Raw genomic sequence first — 21,817 nt, 5'->3', positions numbered from 1 at the left:
CTCTGAGAGAATCGGTCCTATGTCCATGGGGATGACCGAGAAGCCGACGTTGCGTACGGTCGCCAAGGCGGCGGGGGTTTCGATCGCCACCGTGTCCTACGTGCTGTCCGGACATCCCCGCAGCCAGACGATCTCGGACACGACCGCCGAGCGGGTGCGGGACGCGGCGGCCAGGCTGGGCTACCGGCGCAACGACGCGGCGCGGGCGATTCGCACCGGGAAGTCCGACCTGGTCCTGCTGTCGCTGAGCGTGCTCGCCGATCCGTGGGCGCAGGCGGTGGCGGCGCAGGTCAGCGCGGCGGTGACCCCGTTGGGCAAGACCGCGCTGATCGTGGCCGACGGCGACTGGCGGACCGTGCTGGCGAACCGCACGCCGGACGTGATCTTCATCGATCACGTCCGCGACGACCCCGCGCTGGTCGCCGATCTGGAGGCGTTCGCCGCCCAGGGCGTGCAGATGGTCGTCTTCAGCGAGGTCCTGGAACCGCGCGGGTTCGACGTGATCCGGTCCGGCGCCGAGCCGCGCTGCCACCTCGCCGTGGAGCACCTGCTCGAACGGCACACCCGGATCGGCGCCCTCACCTCCCGGCTGGAGGGCTATCCGCGCTTCGACGCCTACCTCCAGACGATGGCGACGGCCGGTCTCCCGGTCGGCGACGTGGCCACCTTCGAGCCACATCCCGAAGGCGCCTACCGGGCCGCGATGTCGTTGCTCAACCGCCCGGGCCGGCCGAGCGCGCTGTACTGCACGACGGACTTCGCCGCCATCGCCGCGATCCGGGCCGCGCACCGGCTGCGGCTCGACGTACCGGGCGATCTCGCGGTGATCGGCGTCGGCAACACCCCCGAGGGCGAGCACCTCGACCCGTCACTGTCGACCGTCGGACCCGTCGGCTTCAACGCGGCCCTCTGCCGGATCATGGTCGAGCGCCTGACCGACCGGGAAGGCGCTGCCGGGAAGGTCTTCGACTTCCCCTGGCAACTGATCGTCCGCGAATCCTCCTAGAACAGCCGGCCGGCCTTCACGGTGGCGGGCTCCTCCAGGTCGAGCAGGAACTGCTTGCGCTTCAGGCCACCGGCGTACCCGGTCAGCTTGCCGTCCTTCCCGACCACGCGGTGGCACGGGACGATGATCGAGAGGGGATTGCGGCCGACGGCCTGCCCGACCAGTTGGGCCAGTTGCTTGTCACCCAGCCGCTCCGCGAGTTCGCCGTACGTCGTGGTCTCGCCGCGCGGGATGCCGTCCAGCAACGCCCACACCCGCCGCTGGAAATCGTCGCCACCCTGCAACTCGATCGACAGGTCGAAGGTCTCCCGCTCACCCGCGAGGTATTCGTCGAGTTGCCGCGCCGCTTCCACCAGCAGCGGATCGTGCTCGACCTTCGCGCCGAGGGTGGACGGCTCCGGCTTGACCCAGTGGTGCGGGAAGTAGACCCCGGTCAGCGCGTCCCCCGAAGCCACCAGTGTGAGATCGCCCAGTTCAGTGCTGACGATCGCGTGCCGGTTCGTCATGTCTCCTCCAGTCGAGTCTGTTCTCCTTGTTCTCCTGGTTGAACGGTCCGGCGGCCGGACGTGTGAGCCCGCTGCTGCTGCCAGGGCCAGCGGCCCGAGATCTCGACCTCGAGGGCGAAGCTCAGCACGGTCCGGATCAGGACGATCAGACCGAGGGCCAGCACGCTCTCGATCGAGGTCTTGACGATGATCGTGCCGACGATGTCGCCCACGATCAGGATCTCCAGGCCGAGCAGGATCACCCGTCCCATGCTGACGCGCAGTTGTTCGTAGCTGCTGAGACCGTCGGGGCGGCTGCGGCCGGTCAGGGTCGAGTAGCAGAAGCGCGCCAGCACGACGACCAGTCCGACGGTCATGATCACCACCCCGACGCCTTCGATCCCGCGGGCGACGTCGGCAAACAGCGACTCGAAGCTCATCCGTAAGGACTACCAGAGCGCGATGGATCCGTGTGTGAGCATTGCGGGATAGCGTTGCCGGTTTGAGCGCAGGCTGGAGGACGTGGTCAGCCAGGCGGCGGACGTAGTACGGAGGGGTGCTGTGAATCCTGACTTCCTCACGGACGAGTGGCGGCTGGTCCCGCCGGAAGAACTGCTGGCGCGGCTTGAGGCCGAGTGGTCCGCCGACCCCACCGACTTCTTCACCGGTTATGGCCTGCCCGACCCTCAGCAGCTCACGTTCTACCGGCTGCTCGATTCGCTCTCCTGGGGCTGACATGGCTGAGCTTGTCGAGGTGCGAATCGTGGCGCTGGTCGTCTCCGCCATCCACGCCTACGAGGGCCGGCCGGCGGATGGACCGCGGAGCGAGCCGGAGTCGGTACTGCGCGAGGAAGTGCGGATCGAGGCCGGTCTCGGCATCGTGGGCGACCGGTACTTCAACCAGCCGGTGCACCGCAACGCAGCCGTCACCGTGTTCGACGCGGACGCCTTCGAGGCGGCCGGCCTGCCTCCGGGACTTGATCCGGCGTTGACCCGGCGGAACATCATTCTTCGCGGCTACCCGATCGACCGGCTCACCCGCCGGCGTACGCCGGCGGGTGAGCGGGTCCCCGGCGCTGTCTTCACCCTTGATACCGGCTCCGGGCCGATCCGCTTCCAGGCCAATCGTCCGGCGAATCCCTGCGCCTGGATGGACGTAGTCCTGGGACCTGGCGCCTTCAAGGGACTCCGCGGACGCGGCGGGGTCCGCTGCACACCGCTCGACTCCGGCACCCTCCGCCTCGGCCGAGCCACCCTCGGACGCTAGGCAGAATCCTTTCGGCCGGCCGGCGCCTCTTATCTCCGTGTGCCGGCGGACGTCGGCACCGAGGATGGAGGATGTCATGATCATGGGAATCGCCGCCGCCGTTGTCATCGCGATGCTCGGCACGTGCAGCTTCGTCGTCCTGCGCCGACGGGCGCGGGCACGTGGCTGACTCGACCTGGCCCGGTGAGCACGTGATCGTCGGGGCGCAGCACGGTGATCTCGAGTCGATCACCGCCCTGGTGTCGGGCTCGCACCCGAACGTACGCCGGTTCGCCCGCTCGCTCTGCGCCACCCCCGAGGACGCCGAGGACGCGGTCCAGGAGGCGCTGATCATCCTGTACCGCAAGATCGGCATGCTCCGCGCGACCGGCGCTCTGGCCTCCTGGATGTTCCGGATCGTCCGCAACGAGTGTCTGCGGCGCGCGCGGAAGATCCGGGACAGTGCCCCGCTGCCGGACGCCGCCGTGCGCTCGGCCGAGGATGAGGTCATCCAGCGCCTGGAAGCGGGCCGTGTGGCGGCGGCGATCGCCGAGTTGCCCGACGACCAGCGCCGGGTGCTGATCATGCGGGACGTCCAGGGCTACAGCGGCCGGATGGCCGCGGACGTCCTGGGCATCACCACCGCCGCGATGAAATCGCGCCTGCACCGGGCCCGCGCGACGGTGCAGCAGGCTCTTTCTTCCACCCCTGAAGTGACGCTTGGAGGCGACGATGACCGGAACGGAGACTGACGGCAGGGACTTCGCGAGCGCGTCACTGCCTCGGCACCTGGTGCGGGGCGTGATCGGACTCGGCGCCCTGATCGGGTCGGTCGCCTTGATCCCGGCCGTCGGCCTCGTCAGCCTGCTGCTGCTGCCGGTGGGCGCGCTGGCGCTGCGCGGCTGCCCGACGTGCTGGACGATCGGTCTGCTGCAGACGATCTCGAAGGGCCGCCTGCAGCGCACGTGTGAGGACGGCCAGTGCAAGCTGACCGTCGCGGGCCGCGAGGCCGAGTCGGACGGCTCCTTCCAGAGCCGGGCCTCTTGACCGGATATTGGGCGCGGCGGAGGCTGGCAGCAACGGCAGCGCGGCTGAGGAGGTTCGGGTCATGGCGAAGGTGTTGATTCTTACTGGGGACGCGGCGGAAACGCTGGAGGTGTTCTACCCGTACCAGCGGTTGCAGGAGGAGGGGTACGAGGTTCATCTCGCGGCACCGGAGGCCAGGAAGTTGCAGTTCGTGGTGCACGACTTCGTCGACGGGTTCGACACCTACACGGAGAAGCTCGGGCACACCTGGCAGGCCGATATCGCCTTCGCCGAGGTGAATCCCGAGGACTATGTGGCGTTGGTGATCCCCGGTGGGCGGGCGCCGGAGTACCTCCGGAACGACGCGGACTGCCAGCGGATCGTGCAGCACTTCTACGGTGAGGCGAAACCCGTCGCGCAGCTTTGTCACGGACCACTCATCCCGGCCGCGGCCGGAGTACTGAACGGCCGGAAGACGTCCGCGTACCCCGCGCTGGCGCCCGACGTACGGGCTGCCGGTGGGGAATGGGTCGACGGCGACGCGGTCGTGGACGGAAATGTGGTGAGCGGCCGGGCCTGGCCGGATCACCCGGGCTGGATGCGGGCCTTCATGGCGGTTCTCAAAGAGCACGCTCCCGCCTAGTTTTCGGCAGGTTTTCGGCGCTGCGGGCTAGGTTCCGGGCATGGTGAGGCGGTTAATGGGTGCGGTGGTGCTGGTGGGCGCCCTGGCGGGGTGTGCCGATGTCGCCGGATCGGTCGCCGGTACTCCGAACGCCACGTCGCCCTCGGTGACCAGCCCGACGGCGACGACCCCGACGCCGTCGACCAGCCCGTCAGCGCCGACGGCGACGCCGAGTGCCAAGCCCTCGCCGGCGCCGAAGCCGTCGCCGACGGCCAAGCGGACGATGACGACGGCGGTCACGAGCATGGCGGTCCCGGCCATCGGGGTGCGCCGGCTGCGGGTCGTGGCCTACACCGGTACCGCGGACGACCGGCCCGGCACCGTGATCCAGGACCGCGCGGTTGCCGCCAGCCCGCGCGGAAAGGCCGGCGGAGTCGGACCGGGCGAGATCGGAAACTTCATCGTCACCGCGCACCGGACCACCCACGGGCGCCCGTTCGGCCAGGTCCCCGAACTGAAGAACGGCGACCATGTGCTGGTCACCGCCAACGGGAGGGTCTACGACTACCTGATCAACCGCACCATGACGATCTCGTTCCGCAAACCGGCCGAGCTCGCCCAGCAGAACGCGGCCGTGCCGGGCCGGCCGGGGGAGCGGCCCACGCAGGCGATGATCACCTTGTCCACCTGCGCGACCCCCGAGGACCACGCGGCCGGCAACTACTGGAAGGACGCGCTCGGCAACCCCGAGCACCGGATCAACAAGATCGGCGTCCTGGTCGCCACCCGCCCGGCCGCCTGACGGTCAGCCGCGGCCGAACTTCCACCACTTCGGCTTGTTGGCCTTGATCTCGTCCTCGGTCAGCGGCGGCGGCACCGGCGGCCGGGACTGCTCGGTGAGGAAGTTGCCGGACTCGGTGTCGTACGGCGTGACGCCCAGCTTGCTGCTGATCTCCATCACCACCGGGATCGAGCGCGGGCCGTCGTTGATGTAGAAGGTGATGTCGCGAACCTCGACGCCCTTGCCGATCGTCATCTCGACGTCGTAGTCGTCGCTCTTCAGCAGCAACCAGGACCGCTTGCTCGCGTCCACTCCCGGCGCGATCTCGCGGACCCGGTCGACCACCGACTCCGCAGTACCGAGAGAGGGCGGTTCGTACCCGTCCGGAATGTCCTCGAGGCGGCGTACGCCTCCTGGCCCTCGCATCGCGTAGATAGCCCAGCTCATACCGACAGCATTGCTCAGTACTGGTCGGGCTCGTACACCCGGGCTACTTCTTACGCGCTGTGACGAGCGCGAAGCTCAGGTATTCGCCCTGGTCGGTTTCCAGCATCTCCAGGCTCGCGTCGGGGGCGCCGTTGCGCTCGGAGGCGGCCTGGGCCCAGGTGAGCCAGTCGTGCCAGCCGGAGTCCTGCAGCCGGGCGGAGGTGACCTCGACGAGTTCGGTGATCTCCCAGTGGAACCGCCACCAGTCGGCCGTGTGCCAGGCGATCGCCTCCCAGCCGACGAGCTTCTTGATGTGCTCGGGGATGTAGCCGAGTTCGCGGATCTCCTTCGTCAGCGCGGGAGTGGCGATGCCGAGCTGACCACCCGGCTTGAGGAATCCGGTGAGGTAGGCGAGGTAGTTGTCCGCAGTACCGAAGTACTCGTAGGCGTCGATGCAGACGATCGCGTCGAAGAACTCGCGGGCGAACGGCAGCGTGTGTGCCTCGGCCTTCAGCGCGGTGACGTCGACGCCGTGCGCGGCGAAGTTCGCGGCCGCCTCGCTCGGGTCGACCCACAGATCCGCGGCCCAGACCTGGACGCCGTACTCCTTGGCGAGGAAGACCGACGTCGCGCCCTTGCCGGAGCCGAGGTCGAGCACCTTCATCCCGGGTCGCAGGTCGAGGTCGCGGGCCAGATCCTCGAGCAGCCAGAGCGGGTGCGGTCCCATGTCGCACTCCAGCACCCAGTCGGCGTCGTACTTGGACGAGAGCGGGTACTCGGCACGCTTCAGATCAGCCACCCGGCCAGCCAATCGGGTCGGGCGCCTTGGTGGCAAGCAGATTAGAGTTGCCGGATGCAGGTGAGGCCGATCGACACCGACGGACTGCGGCAGGTCGAGCAGTGGCTGGCGGCCGATCCCGTCGGCGGCGCGATCTTCGGCGGCTTCTACGGCCACGCGGTCGCGCGCTGGACGCCGTTGCTCCAGGCACCGAGCCGGCACGGCTGGCTCACCCTCGACGACGAGGGCCCGATCGGGTTCATCGACCTGGAGATCCTCGACGACGAAGCCGAGATCACGTACTACGTCAGCCCCGCTCGCCGCCGCCAGGGCCACGGCCGGTCGACCCTCGACGAGGTGGTCCGCCTGGCCGCCGCCGCGGGCGCCCGCCAGATCCACGCCACCGTCGAGCCGACGAACACCGCCTGCCTGGCCACCCTCCGCTCCGTCGGCTTCACCGAACTCGGGACGAACGAGTTCGACGAACTCGAGTTCACCTGCACCACCTGAGCCCGCCGGCCACAGCGGTGATCAGGCGGCAGGACCAGTCAGTCTCGTCGGCGTGATCCGGATGACCGTGCGGATGACTTCGGGTGGCAGCGCGAGATATTCGTCGCCCGCTCCTTCGCCTTCGTAGACCTCGGCCAGGCGTACGGCGACGGCGCGCCCGGCGTCTTCCGTCACGGTCGCAGTGCCGCGGATCTCGACGTACTCGTCCGGGTCGTCCTCGGCGATCACCAGCAGACTCGCCCGCGGATCCCGGCGCAGGTTGCTGTCCTTGCGCCGCCCGGCCGCCGTCGAGATGACCACCTCGTCGTCCTCCCGCCCGACCCACACCACCGACGTCTGCGGACTCCCGTCCGCGTTGATCGTCGCCAGGACGGCCGGATTCCCCCCGTCCACCAACTTCCGCGCCCCATCACTCAAACTCATGCCAGCGACCCTAAAGCACCCCACAGACAAGCTAGCCGTGGAGGACCGTAAGGGGTTGGCCGCTGGCGTTGATGAGGACTCGGTTACCCAGTGGTGCCGCCAAGTGGGCGGTGATCGGACGGTCGACTGCTACCAAAGGGACTGAGTCGAAGCCTTCGTGCATGGTCTCTTCAGTCAGCACCAGCACAGCGGTCGTCGTTTCCAGGACAGCAGTGACCCGGACGTCGCTGTACACCGGCGGCGATCCGATGACCACCTGGCTGAGGGTCAGTTCGTTGTGCGTCATCACGACGGGTAGACCGGTCCACAGTCCCCGGATTCCCAGATCCAGGTCGGGCGGCCACCAGGTGATCGCGTCGATCTCCGGATCCAGCAGACAGACGGGGCCGGGTGCGTACTGGATCTCCAACTCGTACGCCGGAAGCGGCCGATGCCCGCGATCGGTACCGAACTCCCGGGTGACTCCGCGGATCGAGCGCACGTGGATCGGCTCACCCTGCCAGTGCGGCTTCGGGTAAGGCCGCAGTACCTCCATGAGGCCGGGCGGCAGTTCGACGTCAGAGACCATCGGTGCCTGCGAATACGCCTCCTTGGCCTCCCACGACGCGAAGCCGCCCCCAGATCCGCCTGTCCGGCTGGTCAACACGATCGGCCGCGGCCGCGCCTCCACCGGAAAGTCCGCCCAGAGCGCCAGGGTCGCGTCCGGCTCCAACGGTCCCCGCCACCGCGCTCGCCGCTTCGAGGTCCCCATGGCTCAGAACCTAGTAAACCGAGTAGCCGCCGTCGATGAGGAGGACTGAGCCGGTCATGAAGGAGGAGGCGGGGGAGGCGAGGTAGACGACGGATGGGGCGATCTCCTCGGGGGTGGCGTAGCGCTGGAGTGGGGCGTCGAGGATCCAGTTCTGGCGGAACTCGGGGCGGTCGACCGGGGCCATCTCGGTTTTCACGTAGCCGGGGGCGATCGCGTTCACCCGGATGTTGTGCGGCGCCCACTCGGCGGCGAGGCTTCTGGTCAGGTGGTGCACGGCGGCCTTCGAGGCGTTGTACGACGCCTGCCACTGCGGGCGGTTCACGATCTGCGCGGACATGCTGCCCACGTTGACGATCACCCCGCCGCCCGCGTCGATCATGCCGCGGGCGACCGCCGTACTGGTGTTCCACAGCGCGGTCAGGTTGAGATCGAGGACCTGCTGCCACTCCTCGTCCGGGACCTCCAGCGCCGGTCGGTGGATCGCGATGCCCGCGTTGTTCACCAGCACGTCGATGCCGCCGAACGACTCGGTGACCTCGGCAACCATCCGGGTCACGTCCGCCCGCACCGTGATGTCAGCCTGTACTGCGAGCGCGCGCCGCCCGCGAGCCGCGATCTCGTCCACCGCCCGCGCGTTCAGAGCCTCGTCCCGCGCCGCGATCGCCACGTCGGCACCGGCCTCGGCGAGCGCGACGGCGAAGGCCCGGCCGAGCCCCCGGTTACCGCCGGTCACCAGGACCCGTCGGCCGTCCAGCGCGAAACTGTCCAGCACAGTCATTCAGTACTCCTGTCGGTACGCACGGTAGTCAAACCGGGAGGTAGGTCGCGATGCGATGTCAATAGCTGCAATCCAGTACATCCAACGATCGTTTGCGACGTAGCATCATGCGGCGGTTCGGGGTGGGGGGCGTCTCGTTCCGCAGCAGACTTTGGGTGGACCCGGCCGAGTCCGGGACTGGGGAGAAGCGGGGACGTATGGCCGACGAACCGGGCGCGAAGCCCGGGCCGAAGGCAGGACACTTTCTGCCCGGCGGTGCCGGAGACGTGACGCCCGCGGACCCCGCGGCGAAGGACGAGCAGCCGAAGTACGCGTCGTCGGTGCCGCTGACGGCGCCGACTCCGCGACTCGGCGCCGGCGCTGAGGCTCCGTCGGGGCCGCCCGTGCTCAGCGGTTCACGACTCGGACCGCCACCGCCCGGGGACCGGGCCGCGGCCGCGTTCCAGGCGCGCTACCAGCCGGTGCCGGTCCCGTTCGAGCCGAGGAAGAAGTCGAAGGCGCTGATCGCGGGCATCGTGGTGGGCGCGCTGGTCGTGGTCGCGGGTGGCATCTTCGGCGCCACCCGGGTGCTGCGGTCCTACGACGAGTTCGTCGCGAACCCGCTCGGCACGCCCTCGGTCCAGCAGGACCAGCCGATCGGCGTACCGACGGACGAGCCGACCAGCAAGCCCAAGTCCGACCACCAGGTGACGAAGGAGAACCGCCTGTACGCCGGGGGCAAGCTCGCGCCGGTCGCCTGCCGGGAGCCGAAGTACCGCCCGACCTCCAAGGACAACGTGAGGTCCTACTACCAGGCGCTTCTGGTCTGCCACAACAAGACCTGGGAGCCCGTCGTCCGCGCCGCCGGGTTCGACTTCCGGCCGCCGCAGTTGATCATCTTCGACGACGGCGAGGAGACCGCCTGCGGTGTCCAGAAAGAGGTCTCCTCGTACTGTCCCTCGGGCGACGGCAGCGTCGCGATGCCCTGGGAAGACCTGTTGGACAAGTACACGAAGAACCCGGCGCTGGCCCGGGTCGACATGGCCGACGCACTCGGCTACGTCTACTCCGTCCACGTGCAGAACCTGACCGGCATTCTCGACGCCGGCGGCGGCCTGCGCGACGAGGCGGTGACGCCGGCGCTCCGGCTGGAGCAGGAAAGGCGGCTGGCGCTGCAGGCGACCTGCCTGTCCTCGGTTTTCCTGGGCGCGGCGAAGGCCAGCTTCCCGGTGACCGGCAACCTGCTGGAAGAGTGGACCTGGCGCAGCAAGAACAGCGGCGATGACATTGCCAAGGGCACGGTGCGCGACCACGGCTCCAGCGCGAGCGTGCGGCTGTGGATGACCAAGGGCTTTTCGACGGCGAACCCTGCTGCCTGCAACACTTTCGTGGCAGCGGCGGCCGAGGTCCGCTGAGTATCGACGGACTTGGGGACGATTGATGGCTGACGACGAGCAGGCGCCCACGTCCGGGCCGACGGTGGGGCACTTCCTGCCCGGCGGTGCCGGCGACCAGGGCGAGGCAGCACCGACCGCCGCCGGCGAGCCCCGTGCTACGCCGCCGCCCGCGACCGTCAATCGTCCGCAACTCGGGCTCGGCCAGGCCCGCCCGGTGAGCGGCCCGGTGAACCCTCCCCAGAAGAAGGGGGCCCCGCTCCCGACCGACCCCGCGGACGCAGGCGGGTTCGGTGCGCCGCCGCCCGCGCCGCTCCCGGGAGCACCCGCCACGCCGCTGAAGGGCACCCGCCAACTCGGTGGTGCCCGGCCGACGGGCTGGCACAGCACGTCCACTCGGAGCGGAGTACCGCAGTTCACCGCGCAGCCGCCGGACCTGCGGCAGCAGCGGCGGTTCTCCAGGGCGATCGTCGCGACCTTCTCCGTGCTGGTCCTGGTCGTGCTCGGCGGTGGGGTGGTCGCCAGCTACAAGTTGATCGACTCGTTCGACAACACCGTCGAGAACCCGCTGGCCCGCCCGTCGGTCCGGCCGTCCGAGGAGCCTGCCCCGGCGCCGCCGCAGCCCACCGTGACGAAGACGGTCCAGCCGGTGCCGGACGAGGTACGGGTGAAGCAGAACAAGCTGTACACGGTCGGCAGGCTCGCGTCGGTGAAGTGCGCCGAGCCGAAGGTCAAGCCGAACAGCGAACTGAACGTACTGCGGTACTACCGCGCCCTGCTGCCCTGTCTCAACGAGACCTGGGAGCCGCTGGTTCTCGAGGCCGGCTACCCGTTCCGCCAGCCGAAGCTGACCGTGGTGACGAAGAAGTCGCCGTCGCAGTGCACCGGCGAGATCGACACGGCGTTCTACTGCGGCAACGACGAGTCCATCAACATGGACTGGCAGGACGATGTGAAGGCCTTCAAGCGGAGCGAGCTCAGCGCCCGCGCCTGGATGCTCGACACGATGGCCCACGAGTACGCCCACCACGTGCAGATGCTCACCAACATCGCGATCTCGTCGGCCTCGCGGGAGGGCTGGATGAAGTCCCCCGCGGCCAAGCTCGAGGAGAACCGCCGCTTCGAACTGCAGGCGACCTGCCTGGGCGCGGTCTTCCTCGGAGCGAACAAGGACTCCCTCGGCCTGCGCGGCCTGAAACTGGAGACCTGGGAGTACCAGACCAAGCACAGCGGCGACCAGTACAACCCGAAGAAGATCCGCGACCACGGCTCCCGGCAGAACCAGTGGGCCTGGGCCGGCCCGGCCTTCAAGTCCGCCAACCCGGCGTCCTGCAACACCTTCACCGCCCCCGCCGCCAAGGTCTCCTGAGACCCACCGCAGAACGAGCGGTCAGCTGAGGGTGAGCTTGAAGCCCTCATGAGTGTTGGTGAAGCCCAGGCGGTCGTAGAAGCGGTGGGCGTCGGTGCGGGTCTTGTCCGAGGTGAGTTGGACCAGGGCGCAGCCGCGGGCGCGGGACTCCTCGATCGACCACTCGATCAGGCGGGTGCCGAGCCCCGTACCGCGGGCTGACGCGGCGACCCGGACGCCCTCGACCAGGCCGCGGGTGGCGCCGCGGCGGGACAGGCCCGGGACGATCGTCAGTTGCAGCGTGCCGACCAGTTCGCCGTTGCGGTCGGCAACTACCAGGACGTGGTTCGGGTCGGTGTCGATCGCCGCGAAGGCGGCTCGGTACGGGGTCAGGTCGTCCGGGCTCTCCCGCTGGGCGCCGATCTCGTCGTCGACCAGCATCGAAACGATGCCGGGGACGTCGGTGGCGGTGGCACGGCGGATCACGACATCGGTCATGCGGTCAGCATCTCAACCAGGCGTGCGCTCCGAGTTTGCGGGGGTCAGGAGCGTCCGGCCGTCACGGTAATTGCCTTACGCAATCACTTTGCGTTAGGAAAATCCGTTTGCGGAGTTGTTCACCGGGCACGAGGGAATCAGACACCACTGCATCCGCCCGTAGCCGGAGTCGCGCGGACGGGTGCGTGGCGGCGGATGCGGGCCAGTCCGGAAGGAATTGGTTCGATGTCCGCGCTAGCGATCGACTTCACCCAGCCCTTCGAAGATGCCTTCGGCAAGCTTCTGGGCTTCATCCCCAACCTGCTCGGCGGCCTCGCCATCCTGGTGATCGGCTACTTCGTCGCCAAGGTGCTCGGCAAGCTGGTCGGCAAACTGCTCGGCAAGGTCGGGTTCGACCAGTGGATGGAACGAGCCGGCGTTTCCGGCGTCCTGCAGCGGTCCGGCACGGGGCTGACCGCTTCGGCGATGCTCGGCAAGGTCGTGTTCTGGTTCGTCTTCCTGATCAGCTTCACGATGTTCGCCTCGGCGCTCGGGGTGCCGGAGATCTCGGCCTTCATGAGCGACATGCTCGCCTACATCCCGCGGATCTTCGCCGCGATCGTGATCATCTGCCTGGCCGCGCTGTTCGCGAACTTCCTGGCCGCGATCATCCGTGGTGCGACCGGGAACGAGACGCTGGCGAAGGTGGGCAAGTACGCGATCCTGGTGTACGCCGCGTTCGCCGCGCTGACCCAGCTGGGCATCGCGGTCCAGCTGACCGGCAACACGCTGCTGATCGTGCTCGGTGGTGCGGCGCTGGCGCTCGGTCTCGCTTTCGGCCTCGGGGGCCGGGAGATGGCCGCGCAGGCGCTGCAGACCCTGTTCGAGCGCGGCTCGGCGATGAGCGCCGACCGTACGACGGGCTCGAACGGTACTCCGGGCTCGAACGGCATGGGTGGCTCGAGCGGCGTCGGCGGTTCCAGCGGCGTCAGTGGTACGAGCGGCGTCAGTGGTACGAGCGGCGCCAGTGGTGCGAGCGGCACGGGCGGTTACCCGGAGCAGGGCGGCTACCAGCAGAGTGCGCCGGGCTATGCGGACCAGGGGACCGGGGAAACGCAGTACCCGGCCCACCACGGCGCTCCGCACGGCTCGAACGGCAACTGGCAGACCGGCGACAACGGCTACCAGGGCAACCAGCCGCGGTAGACCCACACGCCGGACGGGGTCACCTCCGGCGTGTGTCACCCCGGGCGGGTGCGATCGGATCGGATCGCACCCGCCCGGTCAGGCCCGGCCCTCGCAGTACGGGCCGGTCATTCTGGTTTTCGCGGGACGGGACTACTGGGTCGCTGCGTCGGGACCGGCGCGGCGGACGTCGTCGACCTTTGCCATCGCCTCGCGGAGTTCGGCGAGCCAGCTCTCGCTGTGCTGGGCGACGAGCTTGACGCACCAGCCGAGCGCGTCGCTGCGGGAGCGGGCGACGCCGGCGTCGACGAGCGTGTCGAGCACCTGCCGCTCGGGCTGCCGCAGCCGCGTCATCACCGGCGCGGACAGCGACGTGAAGATGGTCCTGGTCTCACCGGCCTGCACGCCCCAGGCGACCTTGCGCCGGGTCGCGTGCTCCAGTTCGCGGGCGATCTCGATCCGCTTCTCCCGGGTGTCCTCCCGGAACTGCTTGATCCGGCCCTCCTCGGCGGCGGAGCGCGCGGCCGCGCTGACCTCGCCCTCCTGCTGCGGGGCCGGAATCCTGCCGACCACGAGAATCTCGTCGCGGTCGATGCTCACCTCTGGCTCGCCCTCGAACCAGTCCGCGGGAAGCCGGCCGGTCAGCCAGCCCCTCACGCGCTCACCCTCTTGCTGTGTACTCATGTAATCATAATTACACCTACGCCAAAATCAGGCGCAAGACGCCGCTGAAGAAGACTTAGATGGCGATCGAGGAGGTGGTCGGGAACCGCCCACCGAGCAGCCGGGTGGACTGCTCGGCCGCCTCGACCAGCAGATCCAGCCAGTCCAGGCACCGATCCAGCGGCATCCGGATCGTCGGGCCGCTGATCGTCAGGCAGCCGGCCAGTTCGCCGTTCGCCTTGAACACCGGCACCGACAGCCCGGAGGCGCCCTGCTCCCGCTCGCCGATGGTGATCGCGTAGCCGTCCGCGCGGGTCTGCCGGATCACCGCGGCCAGTTCGTCCGCACTGGTGATCGTGCTGTCGGTGATCGACCCGAGCGGCTGGGACAGGATGCTCCTCGCGAGGGACTCGTCCCAGGCCAGCAGCACCCGGCCCGCCGAGCCCGCGTGCAGCGGCATGATCTTGCCGACGTGCATCTCCCGGCGCAGGGCGTGCGCGGTCTCGGCCAGGGCGACGCAGACCCGGTGCCCTTGTTCGGCCCGGAAGAAGGATGCGGTCTCGCCGGTCTCGTCCCGCAGGTGCTTGAGCACCGGCACGATCAGGTCGAGCACGTCGACGCCCTTGACCGCGGGCGCCGCCCAGTACGCCATCTTGACGCCGACCCGGAACTGGTCGCCCTGCCGGTCGAGGAAGCCCAGCGCGACCATGTTCGTCACCAGCCGCTGCACGGTCGAGGTCGGGAAGCCGGTGGACTCGCGGATCTCGCCCAGCGTCAGCGACGGCCGGTCGAGCGAGAACGCGTCCAGGATCTCCCCGATCTTGCCCAGCACCAGCAGAGGTTGACTGCTGTTGCCGCCGTCTACTGTCGCCATGGCCTCAGGGTATTCGACCGCCTGGCGCCCCTCGCCGCCCTGTCGCGCGAGCACGCAGCCGCTGTTCATGAGGCCCAGGCGAACGCGGTGGTGCTGGCCCGTGCGCCGGCTCCGGCGCGGGATCGGTTCGGTTCGCCGAGATCGGTCAGCAGGCCCTCGGCCAGCCGTACGAGCCGGCCGAAGGTGTCCGGGGTCAGCCAGTCGGGCCGCAGCGCGAAGACGAGGTCTTCGGTCGCCGTGTTGCCTGCCGCGCCAGGGGCGAACGGGCATCCGCCGAGACCGCCGAGCGAACCGTCGACGGTGGTCGCCCCGGCCTCGATCGCGGTCAGACTGTTCGCGACTCCGAGTCCCCAGGTGTCGTGCCCGTGGTAGACGATCGGCCGCCCGTCCGCGGCCGCAGTACGGGTCACGAGGTCGCGTACCTGCTGGGGAACCGCCTGGCCCAGGGTGTCGCAGAGAACCACCTCGCCGGCGTCCGCGGTGCGGGCGTCGGTGACGATCTCCAGTACTCGGTCCGGATCCACCTCGCCCTCGAACGGACAGGTGAATGCCGTCGCGATGCAGAGTTGTACTGCGCCGTCGACCCGCGCGGCCAGGTCGAGCGCGGAGGGCATCGCGGCGAGGCTGTCCTCGGTGGATCGGCCGAGATTCGCCTTGTTGTGCTGGTCTGACGCGGACAGGCAGTACTGGAAGTTCCGCGCGCCCGCCTCGGCGGCTCGTTCGACGTGACGCGGGGTGGCGACCCAGATCCAGCACTTGGCCAGCTCGGCCGGCGTCAGGGCGCGGATCACGTCGAGGGTGTCGGCGACGGCGGGCACCAGGTCGGGCCGGGCCATCGAGCCGATCTCGAGCGAGGGGACGCCGAGGTCGAGCAGGGTCCGGATGACCTCGACCTTGCGCGCGGTGGGAAGCGGCTTGCCGGTCAACTGCAGCCCATCCCGCAGCGTCACGTCCCGCAGCTTCACGTCCTGCCAGTTCACGTCCCGGGAGGTCACGTCGGCCGGAGTCATGACGCCTCCTCCAGGTCGTGTACCTGATCGATCTCCGCGTCAGTCAGGCCGAGCAGCCCGCCCAGCACCTGCTGGGTGTGCTCGCCGAGGTCCGGGCCGAGTGTCCGCACCGGCAGCGACTTGCCGCCGATCACCGGCACGACCCCGGGGAAGCCGACGTTCACCAACGTCTCCTCCCCGTTCGAGACGTCGAACCGCTGGATCATCTCCCGCGCCGCGTACTGCGCGTCGCGGGTGATCTCGCGCGCGGTGTAGATCGGTCCACAGGGCACTCCGGCCGACTCCAGCGCCTCGATCGCCTCGGCCGCGGGCAGTCCACCGGTCCAGGCACCGATCGCCTCGTCGAGTTCGTCGCGGCGGGCCCAGCGGCCGGCGTTCGATCGCAGTTCCGGGTCGTCGGCGAGGTCCGGCCGGCCGATCAAGGTCATCAGCCGGTGGAAGATCCGGTCGCCGTTGCCCGCGATGATGATGCTGTCGCCGTCGGCGCACAGGTAGGCGTTGGAGGGCGCGATGCCTTCCATCCGGCCGCCGATGCGTTCGCGCAGCACGTCGTACGCCTCGTAGTCCGGGATCAGCGACTCCATCATCGACAGCATCGACTCGTTCAGTGCCACGTCGATGACCCGCTCGGCCAGCGGCGCCGGCCCGAGACCCGCGGTACGGCGGACGTCGCGCTGGTAGAGCGCCATCACCGAGCCGAAGCCGGCGTACAGACCGGCGATGGAGTCTCCGATCGAGATGCCGACCCGGGCCGGCGGGCGGTCGGGGTGACCGACCAGGTCGCGGAAGCCGCCGTGCGCCTCGGCGACCGCCGCGAAGCCCGGCCGGTCCGCCATCGGGCCGGTCTGGCCGAACGCCGAGATCCTGGTGATCACCAACTCGGGATTCGCCTCGCTGAGCACGTCGGGTCCGATGCCCCAGTTCTCCAACGTGCCCGGCCGGAAGTTCTCCAGTACCACGTCGCACTGCCGGACCAGGTCGATCACCGTACGGCGGCCGAACTCGCTGCGCAGGTCCAGCTCGATCGACAGCTTGTTGCGGTTGATCGTCCGGAACAACAGCGAGGTGGTCCCGGCGTACAGCCGCCAGTTGCGGAGTTCGTCGCCGGTGCCGGGACGCTCGACCTTGATCACCTCCGCGCCGAAGTCCGCCAGCAACCGGCCCGCGGTGGGCGCCGCGATGTAGTTGCCGAGCTCGAGAACTCGTACGCCGGCCAGCGGTGCCGGGGACTGACTGGGGGTCATAGCGGTTTCTCTCCAGGGAGTCGTGGATCAGAACAGCAGGCTGATCGGCAGCAGCAGCAGGATCGCGACCACCGAGGCGATCGACACCCCCACCGTGCAACTCTTCAGCGTGCCGCGGGTGGTCTGGCCCATCAGCGACTGCAGCAGCCAGAAGGTGTTGCTGGTGACGTGGACGGCGAACAGGGAACCGGCGCCGGCGGCGAGGGCGATCAGCACCGGGTCGAGGCCGAGCGCGGGCGCGATCGGGGCGAGGATGCCGGCCGCGGTGATGGCGGAGATGGTGACGGAGCCGACCGCGACGTGCAGGACCGCGGCGATCGCCCAGACCACCAGGAGCGGGGCGAACGTGTTGGCGTTGAAGTAGCCGCGGAGGATGTCGCCGAGGCCGCCGGCCGCGACCACCGCGGCGAGTGAGCCGCCGACCGCGGTGAGGATGAGGATCTGGCCGCTCTCCTTGAAGCCGCGGGCGATCGCCTTCTCCACCCGCGGCTGGCCCATCGCGTAGCGGCCGATCAGGCAGGTGCCGATCAGGCCGATCAGCAGCGCGAAGACGGGGTCGGAGACGAACTGGACGACCTTGTTGTCCCACTCGGCGACCTCGGCGATGGCGCCGAAGCCGATCAGCAGCAGGGCGGCCAGCATGGGCAGGAACAGCAGCACCAAGGAGGGCTGACCGGTCTCCCCGTCGTCCTCCCGGCCCGTGTCGACCGCGGCGGCAGTGGCGTCACCGGCGCCACCATCGCCACCCCGGCCGGCGGACACCGTCGAGCCGTCGGCGGCGACGCTGACCAGTTCGGCCTCGGCGTCCGCGACGACGGCCTGCTGCTCGTCGACCTCGCTGTTCCAGAAGCCGCGGCGGAACAGGAACGTCATGATCGCGACCGAGATCAGGATGGTCGGGATGATCAGCAGCAGGCCGAAGAGCAGCATCTTGCCGAGCGGGACGTGCAGCAGCGCGGCCAGCGCGAGTGCTCCGACGCCGGGCACCATCAACACGATGCCCGTCTCCAGACCGATGGCGAGGGCGGTCGCCATCCGGGCGGTGCCGAGCGGGCCGATCCGCTTCGACGCGGTTCTGGCCAGCGGAGCCGAGATCACCAGCAGGACGTCCAGGTAGATCGACTGCAGCAGGGTGCCGATCGTCAGCGCCATCGAGTACGGCAGCCGCTTCGGCCCGAACAGCCGGAGCAGGTGCTTGACCAGGCGCTCGATCGCGCCCAGTTCCTGCAGGATCGAGCCCTCCAACACGCCGAAGGCGATCAGCAGGCCGACCTCGGCCATGATCTCGCCGAATCCGCCGGTGATGGTCTCGATGGTCTTGTCCAGCCCGAGCTTGCTGGCCAGTCCCAGGTAGAGCGATCCCACCACCAGCGAGATCACCGGATTCACCCGGAACCGGACGATGAGGATGACGATGGCGAGGATCGCTACCGCGGTGTTGATCAGGACTCCGACGTCTGACATGGGCAAGGTCCTTCGCTGGGGAGGCGGATTACTCACAATGTGAACATAGACCCACGAAGTAGGCAAGATGTCGGACCCGTTACACGCTGAAATAGTTATGGAAGCAAAAACTACGACCGCCGTCCCCGATGGGGGCGGCGGTCGTAGGTGGTGAGCGGGTTCAGGCGGCCGGCGGTGGCGCGAAGGCGGCTCGCAACTGGAGGTGGGCGGTGGGGGCGGCGTTGGTGTGGTCCAGGCCGAGCAGGGCGGCACCGACGACAGGCGGGACGTCCACCACTCGGGGGATGGCCTTGGCCGCGGCTGCGGACAACAGTCGGACCACCGTCTCCATCAGGAGAGGGTGGCCGGCCGTGAGCACACCCCCACCCAGTACGACGTCCGTCGGCTCGTCGAGCAGGTCCAGCCGGCGCATGGCGACGGTGGCCATCGACACGATCTCCTCGGCCTGCCGCTGGACCACGGCGGTCGCTACCGGGTCACCGGCCGCCGCCACCTGGAAGAGGAGAGGAGTCGCTTCCAGGCGGCGGTTGAACGGGATGTCCCCAAGGTGGACGGCCTCGATCAGGGCAGCTACCGAGTCCAGTCCGTAGTGCGCAGGAAGCGCCTCCTCCAGTGCCGTGGACGGTCCGCGGCCGTCGGCTGCCCGAGCTGCCGCCCAGAACGCCTCATCCGCGAGTTGCTGCCCGCCGCCCCAGTCGCCGGAGATCTTGCCGACCGCCGCGAAGCGCGCAGTACGGCCGTCGGGCAGGAGGCCGGCGCAGTTGATGCCGGCGCCGCAGACGACCGCGACGCCGCGGGGCTCGTCCACTCCCGCGCGCAGCAGGGCGAAGGTGTCGTTCGCGACGTGCACGGCCGTAGCCCAGCCGAAGGACTCGAACGCCTTGGACAGACGTTCTTCCTCGATCGGCAGGTCCGCGTTCGCCAGGCACGCGGAGATCTGCTGCACCAACGGGACTTCGCCGACCACGAGCCCGGCCTCGGCGGCCGCGGCGGCCACCAGTGGTGCGAGACCGTCCACCGCCGCTTGCGCCCCGATGATGTGCGGCTCGAAGCCACCACCACGCGCAGTACCGAGGACTGTGCCGTCGGCGGACACCAGGGCGACGTCGGTCTTGCTGTTCCCGGCGTCGAAGGCGAGCACGCCTCCTGGGACCAGTGGCCGGAGCATGCTCACCTCGTCCGCCATCGTCACGCCCACGGCAGGTACTCGCGGTTGTGCGCGAGCAGCTTGTCGGTGAGGGCGTTCGCGGACTCGATCTGCCCGATCAGCGGATGGGCCAGCAGCGCCGTGAACACTCGGTCCGCACCACCCTTCAGAGCCGCTTCGAGAGCAAGATTCTCGTACGCCGTCACGTTCGCCACCAGGCTCGCGTACAACGGTTCGAGCGGCGCGATCGGCAGTGGCGCGGTACCGGCTGCTCCCACGGTCGCCGGGACCTCGATCACCGCGTCGTCCGGCAGGAACGGCAATGCCCCGTTGTTCAGCGTGTTCACCACCTGCACGTCGCCGGTGTCGTTCAGCAGCGACGAAGCGAGCGCGACCGCGGCCTCGGAGTAGTAGGCCCCACCTCGCTGCTCCAGCAGTGCGGGCTTCTCGTCCAGCGTCGGGTTCGCGTAGAGATCCAGCAGTTCCTTCTCGATCGCAGCTACCTCGGCGGCCCGCGGCGGCTTCTCCAGCAGCTCGCGAACCACCTCGTCGTGGGCGTAGAAGTACCGCAGGTAGTACGACGGCACGACCCCGAGCTGCAGCAGCAACTCCGCCGGCAGGTGCAGGTCGTCGGCAAGCTCGGCGGCATGCGACGCGAGCAACCGCGGCAGCACGTTCTCCCCGTCGACCCGTACTGCGCGCTCCCAGGTCAGGTGGTTCAGCCCGACGTGATCCAGCGCGACCTGCTCCGGCGTCACCCCGAGCATCCGGGCGAATCGCCGCTGGAAGCCGATCGCCACGTTGCACAGCCCGACGGCCTTGTGTCCCTCGGACAGCAGCGCCCGGGTGACGATCCCGACCGGGTTGGTGAAGTCGATGATCCACGCGTCCGGGTTGGATCGGCGGACCCGCTCGGCGATGTCCAGTACGACGGGGACGGTGCGCAGCGCCTTCGCCAGCCCGCCCGCGCCGGTGGTCTCCTGGCCGACGCAACCGCATTCCAGCGGCCACGTCTCATCCTGGTTCCGGGCGGCCTGACCGCCGACGCGAAGCTGCAGCAGTACCGCGTCCGCGCCGTCGATCCCCTCGTCCAGGTCGGACGTGGTGACCACCCTGCCCGGGTGACCTTGCTTGGCGAAGATCCGCTGGGCCAGCCCACCGACCAGTTCCAGCCGGTCTTCGGCCGGGTCCACCAGGACCAGTTCGGAGACCGGCAGCGAGTCGCGCAGCCGGGCGAAGCCGTCGATGAGTTCGGGAGTGTAGGTGGATCCGCCGCCTACGACTGTGAGTTTCAACCTTTGACCCCTGTGAGTGTGACGCCTTCGATGAAGGCCTTTTGGGCGAAGAAGAACACGATGATCACCGGTGCCAGGACCAGCAGGGCCGCGGCCATGGTGAGGTTCCAGTTGGTGTGGTGGGCGCCCTTGAACGACTCCAGGCCGTAGCTCAGGGTCCAGGCCGCCGGGTTCTCGCTGGCGTAGATCTGTGGTCCGAAGTAATCGTTCCAGCAGTAGAAGAACTGGAACAGGGCGACGGCCGCGATGGCCGGCCTGGCCATCGGCAGGATGATCCGGACCAGCGCCCGGAAGTCGCCGCAGCCGTCCACCTTCGCCGCGTCGACGTAGTCCTTCGGAATCGTCAGCAGGAACTGCCGGAGCAGGAAGATCGAGAACGCGTCGGTGAACGCCATCGGGATGATGAGCGGCCACAACGTCCCGGACAGGTGCAGTTCCTTGGCCCAGAACAGGTACATCGGCACGATCACGACCTGCGGCGGCAGCATCATCGTGGAGATCACCAGCATCAGCGCCAGGTTGCGGCCGCGGAACTTGAACCGGGCCAGCGCGTAGGCCACCGGGATGCTGGAGAGCAACGTCAGCGCGGTGCCCAGCCCGGCGTACAGGAGGGTGTTCTTCCACCAGGTCAGGAAGCCCGGGGTCTCCCACACGGTGCGCAGGTTCTCCCAGTGCCAACTGTCCGGCCACAGGTCGCGGGTCAGCGCCTGCTGGTCGCTCATCAGCGCGGTCAGGAAGACGAACACGAACGGCAGTACGAAGAACAGGCCCGCCGCGATCGCCAGCGCGTGCACGGCGACCCAGTGCAGAAATCTCGTCCGGCGGGCCGCCCGTCCCGCCGCGGTCAGGCCGGGGACGGCTGTCGTGGGTGCTTCGAGTGAGGTCGTCAGAGTCATTCGCCGGTT

General features: G+C 69.1%; 28 protein-coding genes. 11 read left to right on the top strand and 17 right to left on the bottom strand.

The features are described 5' to 3' along the window. Positions 1–19: 19 nt before the first annotated feature. Positions 20–1,006 (top strand): LacI family DNA-binding transcriptional regulator, encoded by a 987-nt coding sequence (locus ABD255_RS05140; protein WP_344210283.1) that lies wholly within the window; start codon positions 20–22, stop codon positions 1,004–1,006. Here ABD255_RS05140 and ABD255_RS05135 read toward each other — a convergent pair. Together ABD255_RS05135 and ABD255_RS05130 are read right to left on the bottom strand one after the other, a co-directional pair. Further along, on the bottom strand, positions 1,003–1,512 hold the full coding sequence (locus ABD255_RS05135; protein ID WP_344210281.1) for a methylated-DNA--[protein]-cysteine S-methyltransferase: 510 nt from the start codon (positions 1,510–1,512) through the stop codon (positions 1,003–1,005). The genes ABD255_RS05140 and ABD255_RS05135 overlap by 4 nt on opposite strands. Continuing rightward, positions 1,509–1,931, bottom strand: a complete 423-nt coding sequence (locus ABD255_RS05130) for a DUF1622 domain-containing protein (RefSeq protein WP_344210279.1) — start codon at positions 1,929–1,931, stop codon at positions 1,509–1,511. The genes ABD255_RS05135 and ABD255_RS05130 overlap by 4 nt, the downstream gene beginning before the upstream one ends. An 82-nt stretch (positions 1,932–2,013) precedes the next feature. On the opposite strand from ABD255_RS05130, the gene ABD255_RS05125 reads away from it, so the two are divergent. The 5 genes from ABD255_RS05125 (at position 2,014) to ABD255_RS05105 (ending at position 4,406) form a co-directional block, all read left to right on the top strand. After that, positions 2,014–2,226 (top strand): hypothetical protein, encoded by a 213-nt coding sequence (locus tag ABD255_RS05125; RefSeq protein ID WP_344210277.1) that lies wholly within the window; start codon positions 2,014–2,016, stop codon positions 2,224–2,226. A 1-nt stretch (position 2,227) separates the two neighbouring features. Next, positions 2,228–2,758 carry a molybdenum cofactor biosysynthesis protein gene (locus ABD255_RS05120; RefSeq protein ID WP_344210275.1) on the top strand — a complete coding sequence of 177 codons (531 nt, stop codon included), beginning with the start codon at positions 2,228–2,230 and terminating at the stop codon, positions 2,756–2,758. 161 nt (positions 2,759–2,919) lie between these two features. Next, positions 2,920–3,489: an RNA polymerase sigma factor gene (locus tag ABD255_RS05115; RefSeq protein WP_344210273.1), complete on the top strand. Its 570-nt coding sequence runs from the start codon at positions 2,920–2,922 to the stop codon at positions 3,487–3,489. Next, positions 3,470–3,784, top strand: a complete 315-nt coding sequence (locus ABD255_RS05110; RefSeq protein WP_344210271.1) for a hypothetical protein — start codon at positions 3,470–3,472, stop codon at positions 3,782–3,784. Before ABD255_RS05115 ends, ABD255_RS05110 begins: the two co-directional genes overlap by 20 nt. A 61-nt stretch (positions 3,785–3,845) precedes the next feature. Then, positions 3,846–4,406 carry a DJ-1/PfpI family protein gene (locus ABD255_RS05105; protein WP_344210269.1) on the top strand — a complete coding sequence of 187 codons (561 nt, stop codon included), beginning with the start codon at positions 3,846–3,848 and terminating at the stop codon, positions 4,404–4,406. A gap of 27 nt (positions 4,407–4,433) precedes the next feature. Here ABD255_RS05105 and ABD255_RS05100 read toward each other — a convergent pair whose 3' ends face one another. Then, a complete protein-coding gene (locus ABD255_RS05100; protein WP_344210267.1) occupies positions 4,434–4,691 on the bottom strand; it encodes a hypothetical protein in 258 nt (85 codons plus the stop codon). Between ABD255_RS05100 and ABD255_RS05095 the strand changes: the two genes are divergently transcribed. Next, positions 4,690–5,187 (top strand): class E sortase, encoded by a 498-nt coding sequence (locus ABD255_RS05095; protein ID WP_344210265.1) that lies wholly within the window; start codon positions 4,690–4,692, stop codon positions 5,185–5,187. The two genes, ABD255_RS05100 and ABD255_RS05095, sit on opposite strands and share 2 nt — an antisense overlap. A 3-nt stretch (positions 5,188–5,190) precedes the next feature. Here the strand turns inward: ABD255_RS05095 and ABD255_RS05090 are convergent, their stop codons facing one another. Together ABD255_RS05090 and ABD255_RS05085 are read right to left on the bottom strand one after the other, a co-directional pair. Then, positions 5,191–5,613: a hypothetical protein gene (locus ABD255_RS05090; RefSeq protein ID WP_344210263.1), complete on the bottom strand. Its 423-nt coding sequence runs from the start codon at positions 5,611–5,613 to the stop codon at positions 5,191–5,193. Between the two features lie 43 nt (positions 5,614–5,656). Further along, positions 5,657–6,391 (bottom strand): SAM-dependent methyltransferase, encoded by a 735-nt coding sequence (locus ABD255_RS05085; protein WP_344210261.1) that lies wholly within the window; start codon positions 6,389–6,391, stop codon positions 5,657–5,659. A 54-nt stretch (positions 6,392–6,445) separates the two neighbouring features. Between ABD255_RS05085 and ABD255_RS05080 the strand changes: the two genes are divergently transcribed. Further along, positions 6,446–6,880, top strand: a complete 435-nt coding sequence (locus ABD255_RS05080; protein WP_344210259.1) for a GNAT family N-acetyltransferase — start codon at positions 6,446–6,448, stop codon at positions 6,878–6,880. Between the two features lie 21 nt (positions 6,881–6,901). Here ABD255_RS05080 and ABD255_RS05075 read toward each other — a convergent pair whose 3' ends face one another. From ABD255_RS05075 to ABD255_RS05065, 3 genes are read right to left on the bottom strand one after another with little or no spacing between them, the layout of a single operon-like run. Further along, complete coding sequence (locus tag ABD255_RS05075) at positions 6,902–7,303, bottom strand: PPOX class F420-dependent oxidoreductase (protein ID WP_344210257.1); 402 nt, start codon at positions 7,301–7,303, stop codon at positions 6,902–6,904. A 31-nt stretch (positions 7,304–7,334) separates the two neighbouring features. Beyond that, positions 7,335–8,054, bottom strand: coding sequence for a hypothetical protein (locus ABD255_RS05070; protein WP_344210255.1), 720 nt, complete (start codon positions 8,052–8,054; stop codon positions 7,335–7,337). A gap of 10 nt (positions 8,055–8,064) precedes the next feature. Beyond that, the gene (locus tag ABD255_RS05065; RefSeq protein ID WP_344210253.1) at positions 8,065–8,832 is read right to left on the bottom strand and encodes an SDR family NAD(P)-dependent oxidoreductase; all 768 of its coding nucleotides are present in this window, start codon (positions 8,830–8,832) and stop codon (positions 8,065–8,067) included. A 197-nt stretch (positions 8,833–9,029) separates the two neighbouring features. Here ABD255_RS05065 and ABD255_RS05060 point away from each other — a divergent pair, with 197 nt between their 5' ends. Both ABD255_RS05060 and ABD255_RS05055 read left to right on the top strand, forming a co-directional pair. Beyond that, positions 9,030–10,226 (top strand): neutral zinc metallopeptidase, encoded by a 1,197-nt coding sequence (locus tag ABD255_RS05060; RefSeq protein WP_344210251.1) that lies wholly within the window; start codon positions 9,030–9,032, stop codon positions 10,224–10,226. A gap of 25 nt (positions 10,227–10,251) precedes the next feature. Beyond that, positions 10,252–11,574, top strand: coding sequence for a neutral zinc metallopeptidase (locus ABD255_RS05055; protein WP_344210249.1), 1,323 nt, complete (start codon positions 10,252–10,254; stop codon positions 11,572–11,574). Between the two features lie 21 nt (positions 11,575–11,595). On the opposite strand, the gene ABD255_RS05050 is transcribed toward ABD255_RS05055, so the two are convergent. Further along, positions 11,596–12,051: a GNAT family N-acetyltransferase gene (locus ABD255_RS05050; RefSeq protein WP_344210247.1), complete on the bottom strand. Its 456-nt coding sequence runs from the start codon at positions 12,049–12,051 to the stop codon at positions 11,596–11,598. 225 nt (positions 12,052–12,276) lie between these two features. Between ABD255_RS05050 and ABD255_RS05045 the strand changes: the two genes are divergently transcribed. Next, positions 12,277–13,236, top strand: a complete 960-nt coding sequence (locus tag ABD255_RS05045; protein ID WP_344210245.1) for a mechanosensitive ion channel family protein — start codon at positions 12,277–12,279, stop codon at positions 13,234–13,236. 132 nt (positions 13,237–13,368) lie between these two features. Here the strand turns inward: ABD255_RS05045 and ABD255_RS05040 are convergent, their stop codons facing one another. The 8 genes from ABD255_RS05040 to ABD255_RS05005 all read right to left on the bottom strand — a co-directional run bounded on the left by ABD255_RS05040 (position 13,369) and on the right by ABD255_RS05005 (position 21,808). After that, a complete protein-coding gene (locus tag ABD255_RS05040) occupies positions 13,369–13,899 on the bottom strand; it encodes a hypothetical protein (RefSeq protein ID WP_344210243.1) in 531 nt (176 codons plus the stop codon). A gap of 55 nt (positions 13,900–13,954) precedes the next feature. Continuing rightward, the gene (locus tag ABD255_RS05035) at positions 13,955–14,752 is read right to left on the bottom strand and encodes an IclR family transcriptional regulator (protein WP_344210241.1); all 798 of its coding nucleotides are present in this window, start codon (positions 14,750–14,752) and stop codon (positions 13,955–13,957) included. 65 nt (positions 14,753–14,817) lie between these two features. Then, a complete protein-coding gene (locus ABD255_RS05030; protein ID WP_344210239.1) occupies positions 14,818–15,762 on the bottom strand; it encodes a beta/alpha barrel domain-containing protein in 945 nt (314 codons plus the stop codon). Beyond that, positions 15,759–17,006 (bottom strand): CaiB/BaiF CoA transferase family protein, encoded by a 1,248-nt coding sequence (locus ABD255_RS05025; protein WP_344210237.1) that lies wholly within the window; start codon positions 17,004–17,006, stop codon positions 15,759–15,761. The genes ABD255_RS05030 and ABD255_RS05025 overlap by 4 nt, the downstream gene beginning before the upstream one ends. Before the next feature lie 27 nt (positions 17,007–17,033). Further along, positions 17,034–18,470: a GntP family permease gene (locus tag ABD255_RS05020; RefSeq protein WP_344210235.1), complete on the bottom strand. Its 1,437-nt coding sequence runs from the start codon at positions 18,468–18,470 to the stop codon at positions 17,034–17,036. A 160-nt stretch (positions 18,471–18,630) separates the two neighbouring features. After that, on the bottom strand, positions 18,631–19,656 hold the full coding sequence (locus tag ABD255_RS05015) for an N-acetylglucosamine kinase (RefSeq protein WP_344210233.1): 1,026 nt from the start codon (positions 19,654–19,656) through the stop codon (positions 18,631–18,633). Between the two features lie 2 nt (positions 19,657–19,658). Next, positions 19,659–20,912, bottom strand: a complete 1,254-nt coding sequence (locus tag ABD255_RS05010) for a 6-phospho-beta-glucosidase (protein ID WP_344210231.1) — start codon at positions 20,910–20,912, stop codon at positions 19,659–19,661. Beyond that, a complete protein-coding gene (locus ABD255_RS05005) occupies positions 20,909–21,808 on the bottom strand; it encodes a carbohydrate ABC transporter permease (RefSeq protein ID WP_344210229.1) in 900 nt (299 codons plus the stop codon). The genes ABD255_RS05010 and ABD255_RS05005 overlap by 4 nt, the downstream gene beginning before the upstream one ends. Between the last annotated feature and the right edge of the window lie 9 nt (positions 21,809–21,817).

This window comes from Kribbella sancticallisti (assembly GCF_039530625.1).
Taxonomy (GTDB): Bacteria; Actinomycetota; Actinomycetes; order Propionibacteriales; family Kribbellaceae; genus Kribbella; species Kribbella sancticallisti.
This window is presented reverse-complemented; position numbering and strand designations above follow the sequence as displayed.